This window comes from Variovorax sp. GW821-FHT09D07 (assembly GCF_059416345.1).
This window is the reverse complement of record NZ_JBWKOY010000007.1, coordinates 41,462-61,376: the sequence shown is the minus strand read 5'-3', so window position 1 is coordinate 61,376 and position 19,915 is coordinate 41,462. Positions and strand designations below refer to the sequence as shown.

The following is a 19,915-nucleotide window of genomic DNA, read 5'->3' as shown; positions in this document are numbered from 1 at the left end:
CGTCTGTCTCTTTGTTGTTGTCGTCGGAGGGGTGTTGCCGCGGCGGCGCCGCGGACTTCGTCGTCGTCAGCCGGCCTGGATGTCGCCGGACTGGATGCGCTTGACGCCCTTGGCCGTCATCTGCTTCCAGGCGGCGGCCAGCGAACCGTTGAGGTCGATGCCGCGCGTGGCGTCTTCGATCACGTAGGCCTCGAAGCCGGCCTTGCGCGCGTCCATCGCGGTCCAGGCCACGCAAAAGTCGGTGGCCAGGCCGGTAACGAACACCGTCTTGATGCCGCGCGCCTTGAGGTAGCCGGCCAGGCCGGTGGCCGTCTTGTGGTCGGCCTCCTCGAAGGCGGAGTAGCTGTCCATGTCCTTGTGGAAGCCCTTGCGGATGATGAGCTGCGCGGTCGGCACCTTCAGCTCCTTGCCGAGCGCGGCGTCTTCAGTGCCCTGCACGCAATGGTCGGGCCACAGCACCTGTGTGCCGTAGTTGAGCTTCGTGGTCTCGAAGGGCTTCTTGCCGCTGTAGGTGCTGGCGAACGAGGCATGGCCCGCCGTGTGCCAGTCCTGCGTGACGACGATGTTCTGGAACGCGGGTGCCAGCGCGTTGATGACCGGGATCACTTCGTTGCCGCCCTTCACCGCGAGCGTGCCGCCGTCGAGGAAGCAGTTCTGCACGTCGACCACGATCAGCGCGGCCTTGCCGCCGGGCTTGATCTTGCCGGCCGCGAAAGCGGACGAGAGGCCGAAACTGCCGAGGCTGCCGGCGAGCCCCAGGGCAGCGGCGGACTTCAAGACGGTTCTGCGATGCATGGTGTGGACTCCGGTGGTTGAGGAAAGGAAACGGTCAGACGCTGAGGTAGGCCCTGCGCACTTCTTCGTTCGCGGCCAGTTCGGCCATCGTGGCGTGATAGCGGATCTGCCCCTTCTCGAGCACATAGGCGCGGTCGGAGACCAGCTCGGCGAAGTGCATGTTCTGCTCCGACAGCAGGATGCTCACGCCCTGCGCCTTGAGCTCGAGGATCATGTTGGCCATCTGCTCGACGATGACGGGGGCCACGCCCTCGGAGGGTTCGTCGAGCAGCACGAGATAGGGGTTGCCCATCAGCGTGCGCGCCACGGTGAGCATCTGCTGCTCGCCGCCGCTCATGCGGCCACCGGGGCGGTTGGGCATTTCGCCGAGGTTGGGGAACAGCTGGAACAGGCGCTCGGGCGTCCACAGCGGCGCGGCCGTGCCATCGGCCCACTGGCGCGCGGGCTGCTTGCCGACCTCGAGGTTCTCCATCACCGTGAGGTCGGTGAACACGCGCCGGTCTTCAGGCACGAAGCCCAGGCCCAGGCGCGCCGCGTGGTGCGGCTCGCTTTTCGAAATGTCGTGGCCCAGGAAGCGCACGGCGCCGCGGCGCTTGGTGAGCATGCCGATGAGCGTCTTGAGCGTGGTCGACTTGCCGGCGCCGTTGCGGCCCATGAGTGCGACGACTTCGCCGCGCCGCACTTCGAGGTCGACGTCGTAAAGAATCTGCGCGGCGCCGTACCAGGCGCACAGCGACTTGGCTTCCAGAAGAGGTTCGTGCGTGCTCATGCGGTGACTCCAAGCGCTGCGGCTTTCTCTGCAATCTTCTCGAAGGTCTTGCCGCTGCCGAAGTACACCTCCTGCACCTTCGGGTGGTCGCGGATCTCGAGCGGCTTGCCCTGCGCGATGAGGCGCCCGCGCGCCAGCACGATCATGCGGTCGGCGTACGCGAACACCACGTCCATGCTGTGCTCGGTGAAGAGCACGGCCATGCCGCGCTGGATGACGAGGTCCTTGGTCAGCGCCATGAGCGAGTTGCGCTCCTGGGGCGCCATGCCGGCGGTGGGCTCGTCCATGAGCAGCAGCTTGGGCGAGTTGGCCATGGCAATGGCGAGTTCGACGCGCTTCACGTCGCCGTAGGCCAGCACGCTGCAGGGCCGGTCGGCCTGCGACTTCATGCCGACCTGGTCGAGCAATGCGAGCGCCTCGTCGCGCTTGTGGTCGGCCGCGCGGCGCCACATCGAGAACAGCTTGTGGTCGTGCGAGAGCAAGGCCATCTGCACGTTCTCGACCACGGTGAGCGAGGCAAAAGTTTCGGCGATCTGGAAGGTGCGGCCCACGCCCTTGCGCCAGATCTCGCGCGGCTTGCGGCCCACCAGTTCGTGGCCGTCGAGCGTGATCGAGCCCTGGTCGGCCTTGAGCTGACCGTTCACCATGTTGAAGGTGGTCGACTTGCCGGCGCCGTTGGGGCCGATGAGCGCCAGCAGCTCGCCGGGCGGCAGCTCGAAGCTGATGCCGTCCACGGCCTTCACGCCGCCGAACGATTTGCCGAGGTTTTCTACTTTGAGGAGGCTCATGCCTTCACCTCCTTGAGCTTGGCGTCTGCGTCTGCTTCATGCTTCGGTGCGCGCCAGCGATCGACGAGCTGCTTGATCGAGCCTGCAATGCCCTGCGGGAACAGCAGCACCAGGATCAGGATGATGGCGCCGAGCATCGCGCGCCAGTAGTCGGTGTTGCGCGCCACGGTGTCGTGCAGCCAGGTGAAGGTGACGGCGCCGACCACCGGCCCCGCCAGGGTCTGGATGCCGCCCAGCAGCACCATCACGAGGCCGTCGACCGACTTGCCGACCGACAGGCTCTCGGGCGAGATGCTGCCTTTCGAGAACGCATAGAGCGCACCGGCCAGGCCCGCCACGGTGCCGGCGATGACGAAGGCCGCCCACTGCATGCGCTTGACGTCGATGCCGATGGCGTCGGCGCGCAGCACCGAGTCGCGGCCCGCGCGCAGCGCATAGCCGAAGGGCGAGAACAGCACGCGGCGCAGCCACCACACGCCCGCGCCCACGAGCACCAGCGTGAGCCAGTAGTACACCTGCTTGTTCGACAGCCACTCCGAAGGCCACACGCCGGTCAGGCCGTTGCTGCCGCCCGTGAAGCTGTCCCACTGGTAGGTGACGGCCCAGGTGATCTGCGCAAAGGCCAGCGTGAGCATCGCCAGGTACACGCCCGACAGGCGCACGGCGAACCAGCCGTAGACGAAGGCGCCGAGCGCCGCCACCAGCGGCGCGACCACCAGCGCCAGCTCCATCGGCAGGTGCAGCGCGCGCACCAGCAGCGCCGCGCCGTAGGCTCCGAGGCCGAAGTAGGCGGCGTGGCCGAAGGAGTGCATGCCGGCCGGCCCCATGATGAAGTGCAGGCTGGTGGCGAACAGCGCGGCGATCAACAGGTCGATCATCAGCACCGTGGTGTAGGGCGAGCCGGCCGTCAGCAGCGGCAGCGCGGCCAGCACCAGCGCGAGCCCGGCGGCGGCCACGATGTAGGCGGTGCTCGGGCGGCGCAGCGGTTCTTCCTGCATGCCCACGTAGCGGCTCGGCGCCTGCGGCCGGCCGAACAGGCCCCAGGGGCGCCACACCAGCACGATGGCCATCACGAGGAAGTCGACCATCAGCGTGAGCTTGGAGAACGACACGTCGATGCCGAAGATCTGCACCACGCCCAGCCAGATGCACACGGCCTTGATCTCGGCGATGAGCAGCGCGGCCACGTAGGCGCCGGGCAGCGAGCCCATGCCGCCGACCACGACGACGACGAAGGCGGCGCCGATGGTGTTCAGGTCCATCTCGAGCGTGGCGGGTTCACGCGGCAGCTGCAGCGCGCCGCCCAGGCCCGCGAGCAGTGCGCCGAGCGCGAACACGGCGGTGAAGAGCCAGGCCTGGTTGACGCCGAGCGCGCTGACCATCTCGCGGTCTTGCGTGGCGGCGCGCACCAGCGTGCCGAAGCGCGTGCGCGTGAGCAGCAGCCACACGAGGCCGAGCACCAGCGGGCCGACGACGATCAGGAACAGGTCGTAGGAAGGAAACTGGCGCCCGAGGATTTCGACCGAGCCCTTCAGGCCCGGCGCGCGCGGGCCGAGCAGTTCGTCAGGGCCCCAGAGCCACAGCACCGCGTCCTTGATGACCAGCACCAGCGCGAAGGTGGCCAGGAGCTGGAACAGCTCGGGCGCCTTGTAGATCCGGCGCAGCAGCAGCACCTCGATGAGCGCGCCCAGCACGCCCACCGCGAGCGCGGCGATCAACAGCGCCGGCCAGAAGCCCACGCTCGGGCCGAGCTTCTCGACCAGCGTGTACGCGGTGTAGATGCCCACCATGAAAAAAGATCCATGGGCGAAGTTGACGATGCGCGTCACGCCGAAGATCAACGAGAGGCCGGCCGCCACCAGAAACAGCGAAGACGCGCCGGCCAACCCGTTGAGCAACTGAACAACGAAGCCTGAAAAGCTCATGAAAGACCCTGAGGAAACTGGAGACACCGCGCCCCCGTCGTCATCGACCGACAGCAGGCGCGTTGCAGGAGCCGCGCGTGGTCAGTCCGCGGGGCGCATCTTCTTCACTTCGTCGTCCGTCGGCTGGAACTTGGCACCGTCGAGGTACACGTAGTCGACCATCACGCCCTTGCCGCCGTCGTTCTTGGTCTTGCCGACGTACGCGCCCATGGTGGACTGGTTGTCCTGCGCGCGGTAGCTGATCTTGCCGAAGGGCGTGTCGACCTGCAGGCCCTTGAAGGCGGCCACGAGCTTCTCGGTGTCGGTGCTGCCGGCCTTCTTCACGCCGGCGGCGATCGAGTAGATGGCGCTGTAGCCCACCACCGAACCCAGGCGGGGGTAGTCCTTGAACTTGGCCTGGTAGGCGTCGTTGAAGGCCTTGTGCTCGGCGGTCTTCACGCCGTACCAGGGGTAGCCGGTGACGACCCAGCCGTTGGGCGCCTCGTCCTTCAGCGGGTCGAGGTACTCGGGCTCGCCGGTCAGCACGCTCACGACCTCGCGGTCCTTGAACAGGCCGCGCGTGTTGCCTTCGCGCACGAACTTGGACAGGTCGGCGCCGAACAACACGTTGAAGATGGCGTCGGGCTTGGCGTCGGCCAGGGCCTGCACCACGCTGCCCGCATCGACCTTGCCCAGCGGCGGCGCCTGCTCGGCGACGAACTCGACGTCGGGCTGGATCGCCTTGAGCAGCGTCTTGAAGGTGGCGACCGACGACTGGCCGTATTCGTAGTTGGGGTACACGATGGCCCAGCGCTTCTTCTTGAGCTTGGCGGCCTCGGGCACCAGCATCGCGACCTGCATGTAGGTCGAGGGGCGCAGGCGGTAGGTGTACTTGTTGCCGTTGCTCCAGACGATCTTGTCGGTGAGCGGCTCGGCGGCGAGGTAGAAGAATTTCTTCTGCTTGGCGAAGTCGGTCAGCGCCAGGCCGGTGTTCGACAGGAAGGCGCCGGCCAGCACGTCGACCTTCTCGCGCGAGATGAGTTCTTCGGCCACGCGCACGGCGTCGCCGGGGTTGGCGTTGTCGTCGCGGCTGATGAGCTCCAGCTTCTTGCCGTTGACGCCGCCCTTGGCGTTGATCTCGTCGACCGCCAGCTCCATGCCCTTCTTGTAGGGCTCGAGGAAGGCGGGCTGCGCCTTGTAGCTGTTGATTTCGCCGATCTTGATCACGCCCTGCGCATGCGCGGGGACGAGGGCGGTGGCCAGCGTGACGACGGAAGCGGCGCAGAAGGCAAGGCGCAATGGATTCATCGGGAAGCTCCTGGAAGGGACAAGAAAAACGAGGTCTTTACGGGGAACACCGCGGAACCGGCTTTGCCGGGCCGCTGGTGTTGCCCCCGGTGAGGGGGTTGGCGTAGCGACACGAAGTGCGCGAAGACTGGGGGAGTACTCATCTCAGACCGTCTTCGCCCTTGATTTCACTGACCTGCAGGCCGCCGACGCGCGGCAGCGGACGGCCGCTGTCGGTGACGGCCACGGCCACGACGATCTCGTTGGCGCGGGGCGCATCAGCCACGCGGGCTTCGACGGCGTCGAAGTGGCTGCGCACGAAGGCGGCGTCCTTGTGGCCCAGCGGCACGTCGATGGCGGTGCCCAGCGTGCCCTGCTTCTTGGCCGAGGGCACGAGCGCGGCGCCCTTCTCGACCGCCACGCGCAGCGGCGCGCCCAGCTTGGGATGCAGGATCGCGGCGGCATGCTCCAGCTCGCCGCGCTCGCCGACGATGGCGGCCTTGCCGTAGCTCTGCGCCTGGCCGGGCTCGATGCCCAGCGCCTTCACGGCCTTCTGGCCCAGCAGCGCGCCGAGCTCTTCACCGATGGCGATGAGTTCGTCGAGGTTCTCGCTGTAGCGGCCGGCGTAGGGGTTCTCGATGACGGCGATGGCGACGGCGCGGCGCGTGGGCGGCGTCACGTCCTGGCCCATTTCCTTGCGGGTTTCGTCCACTTGAATGACGAGCTTGCGGATGTTGGCGGTCATGTCTGTGTGTTCCTTGTTGTCTTGTCTCTTGTCTTGTGCGGTCAGCGCAGGCCGTCCCACTTGCTGATGTCCTTGGCGAGCAGGCCGCCGACGCGCGCATGCACGCGGTAGCCGGTGCTCATCGCGAGGATGAAGACGATCTCGTCGGCCATCGGCGCGCCGGGCACGCGCACCTCGATGGCGTCGAACTGGCCGCGCACGTAGCTGGCGTTGATGTTGGTGAGCGGCACGTCGAGCGCGGCGCCGGGCGGCCCGACCTTCTTGGTCGAGGGCACGATCGACAGCGCGTTGCCGGGCTGGCCGGTTTTCTCTTCGGCCTTGCCCGCGGTGTAGGCGGCGCGGCTGCCCTTCCAGCCGAGCAGCTCGCGCATCGCGTAGCCGCCGGGCACATGCCACAGCGCGCCGTGCTCCAGCTCGCCGTCGGCGCCGACGATGGCGCCCTTGCCGTAGGTGGCCATCTGCTCCAGCGGCACGTCCATGGCGGCGTGCAGCTGGTGCGCCATGTCGACGCCCACGGGGTCGAGCAGCGCCATCATCGGCAGGATGTCGGGCTCGTAGCGGCCCGCGAAAGGATTGGTCAGCACCGCGCCGATGGCACCGCGCACCAGCGGGGTGTCGGCACGCGGTCCGAACTCGTGGTGGATGTGCTCGACATGGGTGAAGACGCGACGGATTTCGATCATGAAAAAGAACCTTGCTTTTCGTTAAGCAAATACTGAACCAACTGCTTCGGGCAGCGCGATGTCCAGCGACTTCGAGCATAAGGGTTCCACCCGCCGCCACTGCCCCTGGCAAACGAGCAGAACGGCCCACACGAGCCCCCTTTTCTGCAGCGCGCGGGCGCACGCCGCGCCCGCATCGAGTGCATGGTGCACCTGCGCGGGCGCCAGCGGCGGCACGTCGACGGTGACGAGGGTGTCGCCGAGGTCGCTGTCGTCCTTGCAGGCGCTGGCGGGCAGGCGCTGGATGGCGGCGTCGGCCACGTCGACGGCGTTGGCGATCACGGTGGCGGCGGCGTCGGCCTGCGCCGCGGTGGCGGCCAACACCGTCACGCTGTCGGCGATGCCCAGCGAGAAACTGCGCCCGCGCCAGCCGCTGGTGGCGACGCCGCGCACGGGCTGGTCGGCGTGCAGCTCGAACTGGCCGTCGGTGGTCAGCATGCCGCTGTCGCGCCAGTCGAAGCGCGCGAGGTCGGCGAACAGGCCCACGCGCGCCGTGTGGCCGGGCGCGAGGTGCAGCGCGATGTCGCCGCCGTTGTTGACCCAGGCGCGCTCGATGCCGGGCCGGTCGTAGAAGGCGATGAGTTCCTGCGCCACGCTGCCGGCCACGGCCGCCATGGGCGTGAGAAACAGCGGCGAAAACGCATCGCAGGCGTCCCACATGCGCCGCGCCACCACGCCGCGCGGGCGCTGGCGTGCGGCCACGGGCAGGCGCAGCTGCGGCAGCTCGCGCACGAGTTCGTCGAGCACATGGCCGAAGCGCGCCCAGGCCGCGTCGTGCGCGGCGGCGACGGCGTACGGGTCGCCGTGCGCTTCGGCCACGATGTCGATCGGGCCATGGTTGAAATGCCAGCGGCCCGCGTCGAGCGCCGTGCGTTGGGCGGACATGGTTTCAGCCCAGCATGGGGGCATGGCCCAGGGGCCACGGGTTGGCATCGTCGATGACGAGCCATTGGCGCGCCAGCGGGGCGCCGTCTTCCTGCCACGCGCCGCGCGCAAGCGCCTGCTCGAGCGGGAAGATGTGTTCGACGTGCCCGCCGAGCACCTCGTAGTCGTCGCGCCGCATGCTGAATTCGATGGGCGCGACGATGGCCGGCGTGGGCACGGTGCCGAAGCTGTTGTCGGGCATGCGCATGACGTCGGCCATCACGGTGATGCCGCCGCCGGGCCACACATAGGCCGGCGCGCCGCCGCAGGTGACGTTGACCAGCGCGCGCTTGATGGCGCGCGTGAGCAGCACCGGGTTCTCGGTGACGCCCGCGCGCAGGCTGCCGCCGGCGCCGCCGAGGAACAGCACGGTGCACAGCGAGGGCTCGCAGTTCTCGCCGATGCGGTCGACGATGCGGCGCACCTCGGGCGGCATGGGCTGCTCGACGGGCTTCAGTGCCTCGTCGAGCACGTACCACTGCGCGTGCTCGCCGGTGGTGGAGGTCATGAGCAGGCGCAGGCCGGGGCGGGCCACGCCCTCCTCCCAGCCTTCGATGATCGCCAGCGGGTCGGCGATGTCGGTGCCGCCCCAGCCGTTGCCGGGGTTCGCGACCTGGAAGTAGCGCCCCGGCGTCGACTTGCGCCCCAGCATCTGGATGCCCGAGGGCGTCATGTCGAGGCAGCGGCCGGCCTGGTGTTCGGTGAGCACGCCGGTGATGTGGTCGTCGACCACCACCACCTCGTCGGCCACGCTGGCGAACTGGCGCGCGAAGATGCCCACGGCGGCCGAGCCGCAGCCCACGCGCATGCGCTGTTCTTCCACGCCGTTGACGATGGGCGCCTTGCCGGCCTGGATGACGAGGCTGGCGCCGCCGTCGATGGTGCATTCGACCGCCTGCTTGTTGCCCAAGAGCTGCATGAGCTCGGCCGTCATGCGGCCTTCCTTCTTGCTGCCGCCGGTGAGGTGGTGCACGCCGCCCAGCGACAGCATCTGCGAGCCGTACTCGGCCGTGGTGACATGGCCCACGACCTCGCCCTTGTAGCGCACGTTGGCCTGCTCGGCGCCCAGGAAGCGGTCGGTGTCGATCTTCACCTTGAAGCTGCAGTAGCTGAAGATGCCTTCGGTGACGACGGTGACCATGTCGACGCCCTGGGCTTTGGAAGCCACGATGAAGGGCGCGGGCTTGTAGTCGGGATACGTGGTGGACGAGCCCACGCCGGTGACGAAGACCTCGTCGGCGTGCAGCAGGTCGCCGTTCCAGTCGGGCGTGGCATCGGCCTCGGCCGCATCGGCGCCGGGCCGGTCGAAGGGCACGAGCGCCGGCTGCTCGCTGGCAAGCGTGCGGCGCAGCAGCACCACCGGGTCGACGCGCACCAGCACGCCCTGGCGGTTGGCGTAGCGGTCGCAGGCACCGGTGCGGCCGTCGGAGATCTGGCACAGCACCGGGCAGGCGTTGCACTCGACCTTGGCGGTGCTCATCTTCTCGTTGCGCGGCGGCGCCTTGCCGAAGGCGGCGCCGCCGGCCTGCGCGACCAGGGGCATGTCGATGCCGGGCAGTCCGTCTGTCTTGGTGTGTTCAGTCATCGGGGCGATCTCGTGGTGTGGTGCTGTCGGAGCGGGTCTTCAGGCCCCGGAGGTTTGCAACAAACGTGCCGTGCAGGTGCTTGTGCGGCGGCTTTCGTTTGTGTAGCATCCCCTACACTTTCATGTTGCGTTCACTACATCAAAGGTCAATGTAGCAAACAGGCCCGATGCTTGCAATGGTGTTTTCTCGCGGTGTTCATCGGGGTTTTTCCGACCAACGACAATGGAGGGTTGCTAGCCGGCCGATGGCGGACGCCCCAAAGGCGTGCATTTCGGCTCAGCCACCCTTTTCTGTCTTCAACCAACACTTGAGTTCTGTATGAGTGCATTCAGCGAAGAACGCGTCCTGAGCGTCCACCACTGGACCGACCGCCTGTTCACCTTCACCACCACGCGCGACCCGGCGCTGCGCTTCTCGAACGGTCATTTCACGATGATCGGCCTGAAGGTCAACAACAAGCCCCTGCTGCGCGCCTACAGCATCGTGAGCCCCAACTACGAGGAGCACCTGGAGTTCCTGAGCATCAAGGTGGAAGACGGCCCGCTCACCTCGAAGCTGCAGCACATCCAGGTGGGCGACACCGTGATCGTGGGCCGCAAGCCCACCGGCACGCTGCTCATCGACTACACGCTGCCGGCCAAGCGCCTGTACCTGTTCGGCACGGGCACCGGCCTGGCGCCGTTCATGAGCATCATCCGCGACCCCGACACCTATGAGAAGTTCGAGCAGGTCATCCTGGTGCACGGCGTGCGCCAGGTCGACGAGCTGGCCTACCACGACCTCGTGACCGACCACCTGCCCAAGCACGAGATCCTGGGCGAGATGATCGCCAAGCAGCTGCTGTACTACCCCACGGTCACGCGCGAGGAGTTCCGCAACCAGGGCCGCGTCACCGACCTGATCGAGAGCAACAAGCTCACCGACGACCTGGGCCTGCCCCCGCTGAACGTCGAGGAAGACCGCGTGATGCTGTGCGGCAGCCCCGGCCTGCTGGTCGACCTGAAGCACATCCTGGAAAAGCGCGGCTTCAAGGAAGGCAACACCTCGACGCCGGGCGACTTCGTGGTCGAACGCGCTTTCGCCGAGAAGTAAGCAATAGAAGAGGCGCTGCGCGCACGATGGCCGACTCCCGCTCCGTCAGCAAGCCCAAGCCCCAGCGCCGCACCGGCGTGCGCGAGGCTGCGGCCCAGGCCACGCGCGACAGCATCCTCAAGGCGGCGACCAAGGTGTTCGCCAAGTACGGCTACGACGGCGGCAGCGTGGAGAAGATCTCCAAGGCCGCCAAGTCGTACGACCGGATGATCTACTACTACTTCGGCAGCAAAGAGGGCCTGTTCATCGCGGTGCTCGAAGGCATCTACCAGCGCATGGACGACGCCGAGGCCGCCATTGCGCTCGACGCCTCGCGCCCCGTGGAAGCGCTCACCGAAGTCATCCGCTTCGTGCTCGGCTACTACCGCAAGAACCCCGAGTTCGTCACCCTGCTGAACACCGAGAACCTGCACAAGGGCCGGCACATCTCGAAGTCGCTGCGGGCGCGCGAGTACTCGTCGCGGGCGGTGGCCATCATTTCGGAAATCCTTGCCAGCGGCGCGGCCCAGGGCCTGTTCCGCACCGACCTCGTGGCGCGCGACATCTACCTGCTGATCGCGTCCACCGGCTATTTCTACACCTCGAACCGGCACACGCTCACGGCCTTCCTCGGCGAGCCGCTGGAGTCGCCGGAAGCCGTCGCGCACTGGGAAGATTTCGTGATCGAGACCCTGCTGCGCACCGTGCGCGCGGACGAGGTATCGGACAACCGCACCCCTTCCCCACCCCACGACGAGGACACAACGAAATGGCAGAAATCGCAGCCGGCGCAAAGTCGGGCAAGGTCGTCATAAAGAACATCGGGCTGCTGCTCTCGGGCGACATCGACAAGCCCATCCTCGACGCCGACACCCTGGTGGTGAACGACGGCCTGATCGTGGCGGTCGGCAAGGAGAAAGACTGCGACCTCGAAGGCGCGCAGACCGTCATCGATGCGCGCAAGACCTGCGTCGCACCCGGCCTCATCGACAGCCACGTGCACCCGGTGTTCGGCGACTGGACGCCGCGCCAGGGCCAGATCGGCTGGATCGACTCCACCATGCACGGCGGCGTGACCACCATGATTTCCGCTGGCGAGGTGCACCTGCCCGGCCGACCGAAAGACATCGTCGGCCTGAAGGCGCTGGCCATCACCGCGCAGCGCGCCTTCGACAACTTCCGCCCCGGCGGCGTGAAGGTGCTGGCCGGTGCGCCGGTCATCGAAAAGGGCATGGTCGAGAGCGACTTCAAGGAACTCGCCGAGGCCGGCGTGGGCCTCTTGGGCGAAGTGGGCCTGGGCTCGGTGAAGGCCGGCTACGAGGCGAAAGAGATGGTCGCCTGGGCGCGCAAGTACGGCATCCAGAGCACGATCCACACGGGTGGCCCGTCGATTCCGGGCTCGGGCCTGATCGACAAGGACGTGGTGCTCGAGGCCGACGCCGACATCATCGGCCACATCAACGGCGGCCACACCTCGCTGCCCGAGGCGCACGTGTGCGAGCTGTGCGAGAAGAGCACGCGCGCCATCGAGATCGTGCACAACGGCAACGAGAAGGTCGCCATCGCGGCGGCCAAGGCCGCGCTCGAACTGAAGTGCCCGCACCGCGTGATCCTGGGCACCGACGGGCCCGCGGGCTCGGGCGTGCAGCCGCTGGGCATCCTGCGCATGGTGGCGATGCTGTCGTCGATCGCGAACATCCCGGCCGAGCTGGTGTTCTGCTTCGCGACCGGCAACACGGCGAAGATCCGCAAGCTCAACTGCGGCCTGATCGAGGTGGGCCGCGCGGCCGACTTCGTGTTCATGGACCGTGCCCAGCATTCGCCCGCACCGGGCCTGCTCGAAAGCGTGCAGCTGGGCGACATCCCGGGCGTGGGCATGGTGATGATCGACGGTCTCGTGCGCTGCGGCCGCAGCCGCAACACGCCGCCGGCCACCGAGATCCCGGTGGTGGTGTCGGGCGGGCACTGAACCTGAGTGCACGCGCCCCGCGGCGGCCTCAGCCGCCGCTGCGGTGCGAGCGGAAGACCAGGTAGCGCGCCGAGAGAAAGTTGGCGCCCAGGCCCGCGATACTGCCCAGCGCCACGCCGAGCGCGGCGGCCCAGCGGCCTTCCACCCAGTGCAGCGTGAGCACGTAGGTGCCGTAGTTCAGCACCGCGCCGGCCAGCATGGTCGTGAGGTAGCCCAGGTATTCGCGCCAGACCGAACGCCCCGTGGCGGCGCCGGCCGCGCTCGCCGCGAAGGTGTAGCGGCGGTTGTAGAGCCAGGTGGTGGTGGCGGCGGCCAGGAACGACACGACGCGCGCGCCGTACCACCCCAAGAGCGGTGCCAGCAGGTAGAGCACCGTCACGTCCACCACGAAGCCGATCACGCCGGCCACGGCGAACGAGAGGAACTCGCGCCCGATCTTCATCGCGCCGCCGTCAGTGCGCGCGCAGGCTCTTGCGCAAGCTCTCGCGCACACAGGGCTGCGCCAGGTAGCGCAGCCGCTTGGCCTCCTGCCGGCCGAGCGTGACGGTGTGCATCACCACGCCGCAGACGAAGGACAGCAGCGCCGCCAGCATCGCGCCGGTGGCGAGCACCGCCGTGGGCAGCCGCGGCACCAGGCCGGTGTGGGCGTAGGTCATGAACAGCGGCACGGCCAGCGCGAGCGCTGCGATCGCGAGCACGGCCGCGACGATCGAGAAGAACTGCAGCGGCCGCTCGCTCACGAACAGCTTGCCGATGGTCTTCAGGATGCGCCAGCCGTCGCGGTAGGTCGACAGCTTGCTGTGCGAGCCTTCGGGGCGCGTGCTGTAGGCGGTGGCTTCCTCGGCGTAGGGCATGCGCAGCTCGAGCGCGTGCACGGTCAGCTCGGTCTCGATCTCGAAGCCCTGCGACAGGGCCGGGAACGACTTGGCATAGCGGCGCGAGAACACGCGGTAGCCCGAGAGCATGTCGGTGAGGCCGCCGCCGAAGAGCTGCGCCACGGTGCCCGTGAGCAACCAGTTGCCGAAGCGGTGGCCGGCACGGTAGGTGAGCGCGTCCTGGCCGTCGTCCACGCGGCTGCCGACCACCATGTCCAGGTTGCCCTCGACCAGCCGCGCGATGAGGCGCGGCGCGGCGGTGGTGTCGTAGGTGGCGTCGCCGTCGACCATCACGTAGATGTCGGCCTCGACGTCGGCGAACATGCGCCGCACCACGTTGCCCTTGCCGCGCGCGGCCACGTGCGTGACGATCGCGCCGGCCGCGCGGGCCACGGCGGCCGTGTCGTCGGTGGAGTTGTTGTCGAAGACGTGGATCTCGGCACCGGGCAAGGCCGCGCGAAAGCCCTCGATCACCTGGGTGATGGCCAGGGCCTCGTTGAAGCAGGGAATGACGGCGGCAATGCGCGGCATGGCGGACACGGGGGCGGGTCGGTGGTCGGTCGTCATGGGGCGGTCGTCGGAAGGAGTCGGTAGGCGCGGCTGCCGTCTTGGTCGTGCAGCAGGCCATAGTACTGGTCGAAGCCGGGCCGCACGCTGAGCACTTTCACCATCTCGGGCGACATGACGACGGTGGTGAAGCCCTCGGCCGCCAGCTTGCGCGCCGTGTCGCCGGGCGACATCAGCAGGTAGTCGCGGTAGCGCCAGCGCCCCAGCGTGTCGCCCCAGATCGGGTTGGGGCCGTAGTAGATCGCCTCGTTCAGCGCGATCTGGTAGACGCGGCCGGTCACGTTGCGGCGCACGTAGTCCATCACGCCGTAGCCGGGCACGTGCTTGCGCAGGAAGGCCTCGCGCGCCTCGGGCGTGAGCGAGATCATCGACACCTTGGTGGCCGTCTGGCCCACCGACACGGCGGCCAGCACAGCCAGCAGCAGCACCACGACCCAGTCGCCGACGCCGGCGCCGCTGCGCGGGCCGTCGGCAGCGACTGCAGCGGGCGCTGCGCGCAGGCGGCGCACGCCCGCCGCGATCCAGCCGAACAGCACCTGCCAGCCCACGGCGGCCGTCATCGCGAGCAGCGGGAACGAGGCCATGAGATAGCGCGGGTAGCGCGAGGTCACGACCCACACGGCCACCGAGTACAGGCAGAACCAGCCCGCCGCGCGCACGGCGGCGGAGCGCTTCCACCACACGCTGAAGGGCGCGAGGAACACCGACCAGATCAGCGCGTTGGGCATCTCGGCGTGGTCGCGCACGTCGGCCACCTGTTGCACGTAGTCGGCCGGCACCCATTCGGTGAAGCCGAACACGCGCGCGCCGATCGGGTTGAAGGGGTCGCCCGTCATGATGGCGTTGCGCGCGTACCAGTAGATGCACGGAATCAGGAAGCACAGCAGCGCCGGCGCCCAGGCCTGCAGCAGGCGGCGCTCGTGGCGCACCACGAACAGTGCCACCAGCGGCAGGAAGATCAGCGCCTGGTACTTGGAGCCCGCCGCCACGCCGAGGCAGAACGCCGCCAGGCAGAGCCAGCGCGTGCCGTCGCGCAGCGGTTCGGACTCGCGCCACCACCACAGCGCCACGAAGGCCGACAGCACGAACAGCGCGACGCCCATGTCGATCAGCGCGTTGGCGTAGTCGCCCATGCCCAGCCAGATGGCCGCGCCGATGCAGGCGGTGAGCCGGTTGGCATGCAGGATGCCCAGGCGGAAGATCATCAGCACCGACAGCGCGCCCGCCAGGGCGTTGAGGAAGTGCGGCAGCACGTCGTCGCCCACCTGCAGCGCGGCGGCGTACAGCAGGTTGTAGTTGTACGGGAACCAGGGGTAGCGCAGCCAGTCGTGGATGCCCAGCGTGCCCTGCTGCGCCACGAGGCGTGCATACGGCAGGTGGTACATCAGCTCGTCGAAGGCGGCCGGCGGCGCGAGCGGCGCCACCAGCGCGGGCAGCGCGACCAGCGCCAGCGCGATGGCGGCGATGCGTTCGAAGCGGGTCCACGGCGGCGTGGCGGGCGCGGCCGCGCGCAGCGCACGCACCTCGGCGCGCCAGCCGCGCCACTGCCACGCGGCGGCCGCGACGCCTGCGCCGATCAGGCCGAGCGTGGCCTCGCGGCGGAAGAGCCCGAAGATGGCCAGCGCCTGGAAGGCACAGATGTAAAGGCCGACGCCGAGCGCGGCCGACATGGCCGCCTCGAGCCAGGCGTCGCGGCGCGAGGGCGGGCGCAGGCGCGCGAGCACCGCGCGGCCGGCACCCCAGCAGGCAATCACGAAGATCGCGAACTGGGCGTAGTGCGCGGCGGCAAAGATCAGCTTCTGAATATCAACTCCCGTGGCCGGTCACTCCGGTCGCGCCGACCGGCCGGCAGGTTCAAAGGTTCGGCGCCAGCAGGCGCTCGAGCTCCGATTCGCTCGTGCGGCGCCGCGCGGCCTGGTCCTGCAACTGGTCGTGCCCGATCTTGCCGACGTTGAAGTACGTCGCATCGGGGTGCCCGAGGTAGAAGCCGCTCACGCTGGCGGCGGGCATCATAGCGAGGCTCTCCGTCAGGGTCATGCCAATGTCCGCGCAGTTCAGAAGGTCGAACATCGGGCCCTTCACGCTGTGGTCGGGGCAGGCCGGGTAGCCGGGCGCGGGGCGGATGCCGCGGTACTTCTCGGCAATCATGTCGTCGTTGCTCAGGCCCTCGTGGGGCGCGTAGCCCCACAGGTCGGTGCGCACGCGGTGGTGCATGGCTTCGGCAAAAGCCTCGGCCAGCCGGTCGGCCAGGGCCTTGAGCATGATGGCCGAGTAGTCGTCGAGGTCGTCGATGAAGAACTTCTCTTTCTTCTCGACGCCCAGGCCGGCCGTGACGGCGAACACGCCGACGTAGTCCTTCACGCCGCTGTCTTTCGGGGCGACGAAGTCGGCCAGGCAGCGGCTGGGGCGCATCACGCCGTCGATCATCTGCTTCTCGGTCTGCTGGCGCATGCCGTACCAGGTGAGTGCGACTTCGCTGCGCGTCTCGTCGGTGTACAGCTCGATGTCGTCGTCGTTCACGGTGTTGGCGGGCCAGAAGCCGACCACGCCGCTGGCGCTGAGCCAGCGCCCTTCGATGAGGCGCTTGAGCATGCGCTGGCCGTCGGCGTACACGCGCACGGCCTCGGTGCCGACGATCTCGTCCTTCAGGATGGCGGGGAACGGGCCGGCCAGGTCCCAGGTCTGGAAGAACGGGCCCCAGTCGATGTACTTGGCCAGCTCGGTGAGGTCGAAGTTCTTGAACACGCGCCGGCCGATGAACTTGGGCACCGTGGGCACGAAGTTCGCGAAGTCCACCGGTGTCTTGTTGGCGCGCGCCTTGGCCAGGGGCCACATCGGCACCTGCTTCTTGTTGGCGTGCTGCGTGCGCACCTTCTCGTAGTCGGCGTTGATCTCGTCGATGTACGCGGTGGCCTGGTCCGAGAGCAGGCTCTGCGCCACGCTCACGCTGCGCGAGGCGTCGGGCACGTAGACCACGGGGCCTTCGTAGTGCGGCGCGATCTTCACGGCCGTGTGCACGCGGCTGGTGGTGGCGCCGCCGATGAGCAGCGGGATCTTCTTGATGCGGAAGTGGTCGTCCTTCTGCATCTCGCCGGCCACGTACTGCATCTCTTCGAGGCTGGGCGTGATGAGGCCCGACAGGCCCACGATGTCCGCGCCCTCGACCTTCGCCTTCGCCAGAATTTCGTGGCACGGGACCATCACGCCCATGTTCACCACTTCGAAGTTGTTGCACTGGAGCACGACGGTGACGATGTTCTTGCCGATGTCGTGCACGTCGCCCTTCACGGTGGCGATGATGATCTTGCCCTTGGTGCGCACGTCGCGGCCCGCGGCCTCGTCCTGGCGCTTTTCTTCCTCGATGTACGGGATGAGGTGGGCCACGGCCGACTTCATCACGCGCGCCGACTTCACCACCTGCGGCAGGAACATCTTGCCCTGGCCGAACAGGTCGCCCACGATGTTCATGCCGTCCATGAGCGGGCCTTCGATCACGTGCAGCGGACGCCCGCCCTTGGCGAGGATCTGCTGGTAGGCCTCTTCGGTGTCTTCCACGATGAAGTCGGTGATGCCGTGCACCATCGCGTGCGACAGGCGCTGGTTGACGTGCACCGGGTGCTCGGGCGTGCCGCGCCATTCGAGCTTCTTGCTGTCGTCCTTGGCGCCGCTCTTGGCGGTCTCGGCCACTTCGACCAGGCGCTCGCCGGCGTCGGGGCGGCGGTTGAGCACCACGTCTTCCACGCGCTCGCGCAGCGTGGGTTCGAGGTCGTCGTACACGCCGACCATGCCGGCGTTGACGATGCCCATGTCCATGCCCGCCTGGATGGCGTGGTACAGGAACACGGTGTGGATGGCCTCGCGCACCGGGTCGTTGCCGCGGAAGCTGAAGCTCACGTTGCTCACGCCGCCCGACACCTTGGCGCCGGGCAGGTTCTGCTTGATCCAGCGCACGGCGTTGATGAAGTCGACCGCGTAGTTGTCGTGCTCCTCGATGCCGGTGGCAATGGCGAAGATGTTCGGGTCGAAGATGATGTCTTCGGGCGGAAAACCCACCTCGTCGACCAGCACGCGGTAGGCGCGCTCGCAGATCTCGATCTTGCGTGCGTAGGTGTCGGCCTGGCCCTTCTCGTCGAAGGCCATGACCACGGCGGCGGCGCCGTAGCGCTTGACCAGCTTGGCCTCGTGCTTGAACTTGTCCACGCCCTCCTTCATGGAGATCGAGTTGACGATGCCCTTGCCCTGGATGCAGCGCAGGCCGGCCTCGATGACCTCCCACTTGGAGCTGTCGACCATCACCGGCACGCGCGCAATGTCGGGCTCGCTGGCGATGAGGTTCAGGAAACGCACCATGGCGGCCTTGCTGTCGAGCATGGCCTCGTCCATGTTGATGTCGATCACCTGCGCGCCGTTCTCCACCTGCTGGCGCGCGACGGCCAGGGCGTCCTCGAACTGGCCGTTGAGGATCATGCGCGCGAAGGCCTTGGAGCCGGTGACGTTGGTGCGCTCGCCGATGTTGACGAACAGCGTGCCCTCGCCGATGGCGACCGGCTCGAGGCCGGACAGCTTCATGGGAGGGGGAGCGACGGGAGCGGAAACGGATGCGGGAATCTGGGACATGGCCTCACCTGCGGAAGAGTCGGACAGGCGAGCGTCGTTGTCGCCCCAAGCCTGACGATTCGCCTCTGTGGCGAACCGCTGCAACGCTCCTTGGGAAGTCGCGCATTTTAGGTCGATTCGATTGCGCCCTGGGAAAACCCCAGTTTTCATTCCTGCACGTGTCAACAGAATGCGCCCACCGTTTCTGAACGAACGTTCGTGTTTTTAACCAAACGTAAGGGAGTTCGCCGATGGCCAGGAAGTGGAATGTCCGGTTGCAGCATGCAGCCACCCCGATGCGCGCCGTGGCCCTGAGCTGCAGCCTCCTGGCCGCCGCGGCCCTCGCGGTTCACGCGCCACCAGCGCGTGCCGCCGCCGGCGACAGCGCCACGCGCGTCGAGGCCCGCGTCACCTCCGACACGGCGAAGACGAAGTACCCGATCGTGCTGGTCCACGGCCTGCTGGGCTTCGACAACCTGCTGGGGGTCGACTACTTCTACGACATCCCCGGCAGGCTGGCCGCCGCGGGCGCCAAGGTGTACGTGGCGCAGGTGTCGGGCACCAACACCTCCGAGATCCGCGGCGAGCAGCTGCTGCAGGAGCTCAAGACCATCCGCGCGCTGGAGCAGAACCCCACGCTCAAGTTCAACCTCATCGGCCATTCGCAGGGCTCGCCCACGGTGCGCTACGTGGCGGCGGTGGCGCCCGACATGGTGGCCTCGGTCACGTCGGTGGGCGGTGCCAACGGCGGCTCGAAGGTGGCCGACCTGCTGGCCAAGTTGCCCGAAGGCGGCATCGGCCAGACCCTGGTAGTGAAGGCCGTCGGCCTGCTGACGGGGCTGATCGGCTTTCTCTCGGGCAAGGACCCGAGCCAGCTGCCCGAGGTGCCGTTGAACGCGCTGGCCTCGCTGACCACGGCGGGCGGCGCGGCCTTCGACGCCAAGTTCCCGCAGGGGCGCCCCGCGCCGGGCTCGTCGTGCGACGTGAAGAGCGGTGCGGCCGTGGCCAACGGCGTGCGCTACTACTCGTGGTCGGGCGTGTCGACCAGCTTCAACCTCTTCGACCCGAGCGACACGGCGCTGTCGGCCCTGGGCAGCCTGTTCTTCTTCGGCGAGCCCAACGACGGCCTGCTCGCGGTCTGCACCACGCGCCTGGGCACCCACCTGGGCGACTACCGCCAGAACCACCTGGACGAGGTGAACCAGGCCTTCGGCAACACCTACGGCAGCCAGTTCCCGTACTACGAGAAGAAGCCGCCGGAGCTGTTCAGGGAACAGGCCGCGCGACTTAAGAGCGCGGGGCTCTGAGGACGCTGCG

Annotated in this window: 17 protein-coding genes and 1 riboswitch; of the genes, 4 read left to right on the top strand and 13 right to left on the bottom strand. The window is 68.0% G+C overall.

Annotated elements, in window-relative coordinates; all coding sequences use genetic code 11:
- Positions 1–66: 66 nt before the first annotated feature.
- The 9 genes from pncA to AC07OX_RS23080 all read right to left on the bottom strand — a co-directional run bounded on the left by pncA (position 67) and on the right by AC07OX_RS23080 (position 9,519).
- The gene (pncA, locus tag AC07OX_RS23120; protein WP_495262030.1) at positions 67–795 is read right to left on the bottom strand and encodes a bifunctional nicotinamidase/pyrazinamidase; all 729 of its coding nucleotides are present in this window, start codon (positions 793–795) and stop codon (positions 67–69) included.
- Positions 796–829: 34 nt separating this feature from the next.
- Positions 830–1,564 carry an ABC transporter ATP-binding protein gene (locus AC07OX_RS23115; RefSeq protein WP_095949849.1) on the bottom strand — a complete coding sequence of 245 codons (735 nt, stop codon included), beginning with the start codon at positions 1,562–1,564 and terminating at the stop codon, positions 830–832.
- Positions 1,561–2,352: an ABC transporter ATP-binding protein gene (locus tag AC07OX_RS23110; protein ID WP_495262029.1), complete on the bottom strand. Its 792-nt coding sequence runs from the start codon at positions 2,350–2,352 to the stop codon at positions 1,561–1,563. Before AC07OX_RS23110 ends, AC07OX_RS23115 begins: the two co-directional genes overlap by 4 nt.
- Positions 2,349–4,277, bottom strand: coding sequence for an ABC transporter permease (locus tag AC07OX_RS23105; RefSeq protein WP_495262028.1), 1,929 nt, complete (start codon positions 4,275–4,277; stop codon positions 2,349–2,351). Before AC07OX_RS23105 ends, AC07OX_RS23110 begins: the two co-directional genes overlap by 4 nt.
- Positions 4,278–4,358: 81 nt before the next feature.
- A complete protein-coding gene (locus AC07OX_RS23100; protein WP_062473975.1) occupies positions 4,359–5,564 on the bottom strand; it encodes an ABC transporter substrate-binding protein in 1,206 nt (401 codons plus the stop codon).
- Between the two features lie 139 nt (positions 5,565–5,703).
- On the bottom strand, positions 5,704–6,288 hold the full coding sequence (locus AC07OX_RS23095) for an amino acid synthesis family protein (protein ID WP_159273450.1): 585 nt from the start codon (positions 6,286–6,288) through the stop codon (positions 5,704–5,706).
- A gap of 41 nt (positions 6,289–6,329) precedes the next feature.
- Positions 6,330–6,971, bottom strand: coding sequence for an amino acid synthesis family protein (locus AC07OX_RS23090; protein ID WP_495262027.1), 642 nt, complete (start codon positions 6,969–6,971; stop codon positions 6,330–6,332).
- 21 nt (positions 6,972–6,992) lie between these two features.
- Complete coding sequence (locus AC07OX_RS23085; RefSeq protein ID WP_495262026.1) at positions 6,993–7,895, bottom strand: UPF0280 family protein; 903 nt, start codon at positions 7,893–7,895, stop codon at positions 6,993–6,995.
- 4 nt (positions 7,896–7,899) lie between these two features.
- Positions 7,900–9,519, bottom strand: coding sequence for a 6-hydroxynicotinate reductase (locus AC07OX_RS23080; protein WP_495262025.1), 1,620 nt, complete (start codon positions 9,517–9,519; stop codon positions 7,900–7,902).
- A gap of 319 nt (positions 9,520–9,838) precedes the next feature.
- Here AC07OX_RS23080 and AC07OX_RS23075 point away from each other — a divergent pair, with 319 nt between their 5' ends.
- The 3 genes from AC07OX_RS23075 to AC07OX_RS23065 are packed head-to-tail and all read left to right on the top strand — an operon-like array spanning position 9,839 to position 12,560.
- Positions 9,839–10,612: a ferredoxin--NADP reductase gene (locus AC07OX_RS23075; RefSeq protein ID WP_062473986.1), complete on the top strand. Its 774-nt coding sequence runs from the start codon at positions 9,839–9,841 to the stop codon at positions 10,610–10,612.
- Positions 10,613–10,638: 26 nt separating this feature from the next.
- The gene (locus tag AC07OX_RS23070; protein ID WP_070063554.1) at positions 10,639–11,406 is read left to right on the top strand and encodes a TetR/AcrR family transcriptional regulator; all 768 of its coding nucleotides are present in this window, start codon (positions 10,639–10,641) and stop codon (positions 11,404–11,406) included.
- Entirely contained in the window at positions 11,361–12,560 is a 1,200-nt protein-coding gene (locus tag AC07OX_RS23065) for an amidohydrolase family protein (RefSeq protein ID WP_265305518.1), read from the top strand. Before AC07OX_RS23070 ends, AC07OX_RS23065 begins: the two co-directional genes overlap by 46 nt.
- Positions 12,561–12,588: 28 nt before the next feature.
- On the opposite strand, the gene AC07OX_RS23060 is transcribed toward AC07OX_RS23065, so the two are convergent.
- The 4 genes from AC07OX_RS23060 to metH all read right to left on the bottom strand — a co-directional run bounded on the left by AC07OX_RS23060 (position 12,589) and on the right by metH (position 18,619).
- Positions 12,589–13,002, bottom strand: a complete 414-nt coding sequence (locus AC07OX_RS23060; protein WP_070063556.1) for a GtrA family protein — start codon at positions 13,000–13,002, stop codon at positions 12,589–12,591.
- A gap of 10 nt (positions 13,003–13,012) precedes the next feature.
- Positions 13,013–14,002, bottom strand: coding sequence for a glycosyltransferase family 2 protein (locus tag AC07OX_RS23055; protein ID WP_159278914.1), 990 nt, complete (start codon positions 14,000–14,002; stop codon positions 13,013–13,015).
- Positions 13,999–15,756 (bottom strand): ArnT family glycosyltransferase, encoded by a 1,758-nt coding sequence (locus tag AC07OX_RS23050; RefSeq protein ID WP_495262024.1) that lies wholly within the window; start codon positions 15,754–15,756, stop codon positions 13,999–14,001. The genes AC07OX_RS23055 and AC07OX_RS23050 overlap by 4 nt, the downstream gene beginning before the upstream one ends.
- A gap of 100 nt (positions 15,757–15,856) precedes the next feature.
- Entirely contained in the window at positions 15,857–18,619 is a 2,763-nt protein-coding gene (metH, locus tag AC07OX_RS23045; protein WP_495262023.1) for a methionine synthase, read from the bottom strand.
- 22 nt (positions 18,620–18,641) lie between these two features.
- Positions 18,642–18,717: riboswitch (S-adenosyl-L-homocysteine riboswitch) on the bottom strand.
- A 132-nt stretch (positions 18,718–18,849) separates the two neighbouring features.
- On the opposite strand from metH, the gene AC07OX_RS23040 reads away from it, so the two are divergent.
- Positions 18,850–19,905 carry an esterase/lipase family protein gene (locus tag AC07OX_RS23040; protein ID WP_495262022.1) on the top strand — a complete coding sequence of 352 codons (1,056 nt, stop codon included), beginning with the start codon at positions 18,850–18,852 and terminating at the stop codon, positions 19,903–19,905.
- Positions 19,906–19,915: the final 10 nt, after the last annotated feature.

Excerpts from the sequence above, each read along its gene's own strand:
- pncA (WP_495262030.1), bottom strand. The coding sequence starts at position 795 with ATGCATCGCAGAACCGTCTTGAAGTCCGCCGCTGCCCTGGGGCTCGCC.
- AC07OX_RS23115 (WP_095949849.1), bottom strand. The coding sequence starts at position 1,564 with ATGAGCACGCACGAACCTCTTCTGGAAGCCAAGTCGCTGTGCGCCTGG.
- AC07OX_RS23110 (WP_495262029.1), bottom strand. The coding sequence starts at position 2,352 with ATGAGCCTCCTCAAAGTAGAAAACCTCGGCAAATCGTTCGGCGGCGTG.
- AC07OX_RS23105 (WP_495262028.1), bottom strand. The coding sequence starts at position 4,277 with ATGAGCTTTTCAGGCTTCGTTGTTCAGTTGCTCAACGGGTTGGCCGGC.
- AC07OX_RS23100 (WP_062473975.1), bottom strand. The coding sequence starts at position 5,564 with ATGAATCCATTGCGCCTTGCCTTCTGCGCCGCTTCCGTCGTCACGCTG.
- AC07OX_RS23095 (WP_159273450.1), bottom strand. The coding sequence starts at position 6,288 with ATGACCGCCAACATCCGCAAGCTCGTCATTCAAGTGGACGAAACCCGC.
- AC07OX_RS23090 (WP_495262027.1), bottom strand. The coding sequence starts at position 6,971 with ATGATCGAAATCCGTCGCGTCTTCACCCATGTCGAGCACATCCACCAC.
- AC07OX_RS23085 (WP_495262026.1), bottom strand. The coding sequence starts at position 7,895 with ATGTCCGCCCAACGCACGGCGCTCGACGCGGGCCGCTGGCATTTCAAC.
- AC07OX_RS23080 (WP_495262025.1), bottom strand. The coding sequence starts at position 9,519 with ATGACTGAACACACCAAGACAGACGGACTGCCCGGCATCGACATGCCC.
- AC07OX_RS23075 (WP_062473986.1), top strand. The coding sequence starts at position 9,839 with ATGAGTGCATTCAGCGAAGAACGCGTCCTGAGCGTCCACCACTGGACC.
- AC07OX_RS23070 (WP_070063554.1), top strand. The coding sequence starts at position 10,639 with ATGGCCGACTCCCGCTCCGTCAGCAAGCCCAAGCCCCAGCGCCGCACC.
- AC07OX_RS23065 (WP_265305518.1), top strand. The coding sequence starts at position 11,361 with ATGGCAGAAATCGCAGCCGGCGCAAAGTCGGGCAAGGTCGTCATAAAG.
- AC07OX_RS23060 (WP_070063556.1), bottom strand. The coding sequence starts at position 13,002 with ATGAAGATCGGGCGCGAGTTCCTCTCGTTCGCCGTGGCCGGCGTGATC.
- AC07OX_RS23055 (WP_159278914.1), bottom strand. The coding sequence starts at position 14,002 with ATGACGACCGACCACCGACCCGCCCCCGTGTCCGCCATGCCGCGCATT.
- metH (WP_495262023.1), bottom strand. The coding sequence starts at position 18,619 with ATGTCCCAGATTCCCGCATCCGTTTCCGCTCCCGTCGCTCCCCCTCCC.
- AC07OX_RS23040 (WP_495262022.1), top strand. The coding sequence starts at position 18,850 with ATGGCCAGGAAGTGGAATGTCCGGTTGCAGCATGCAGCCACCCCGATG.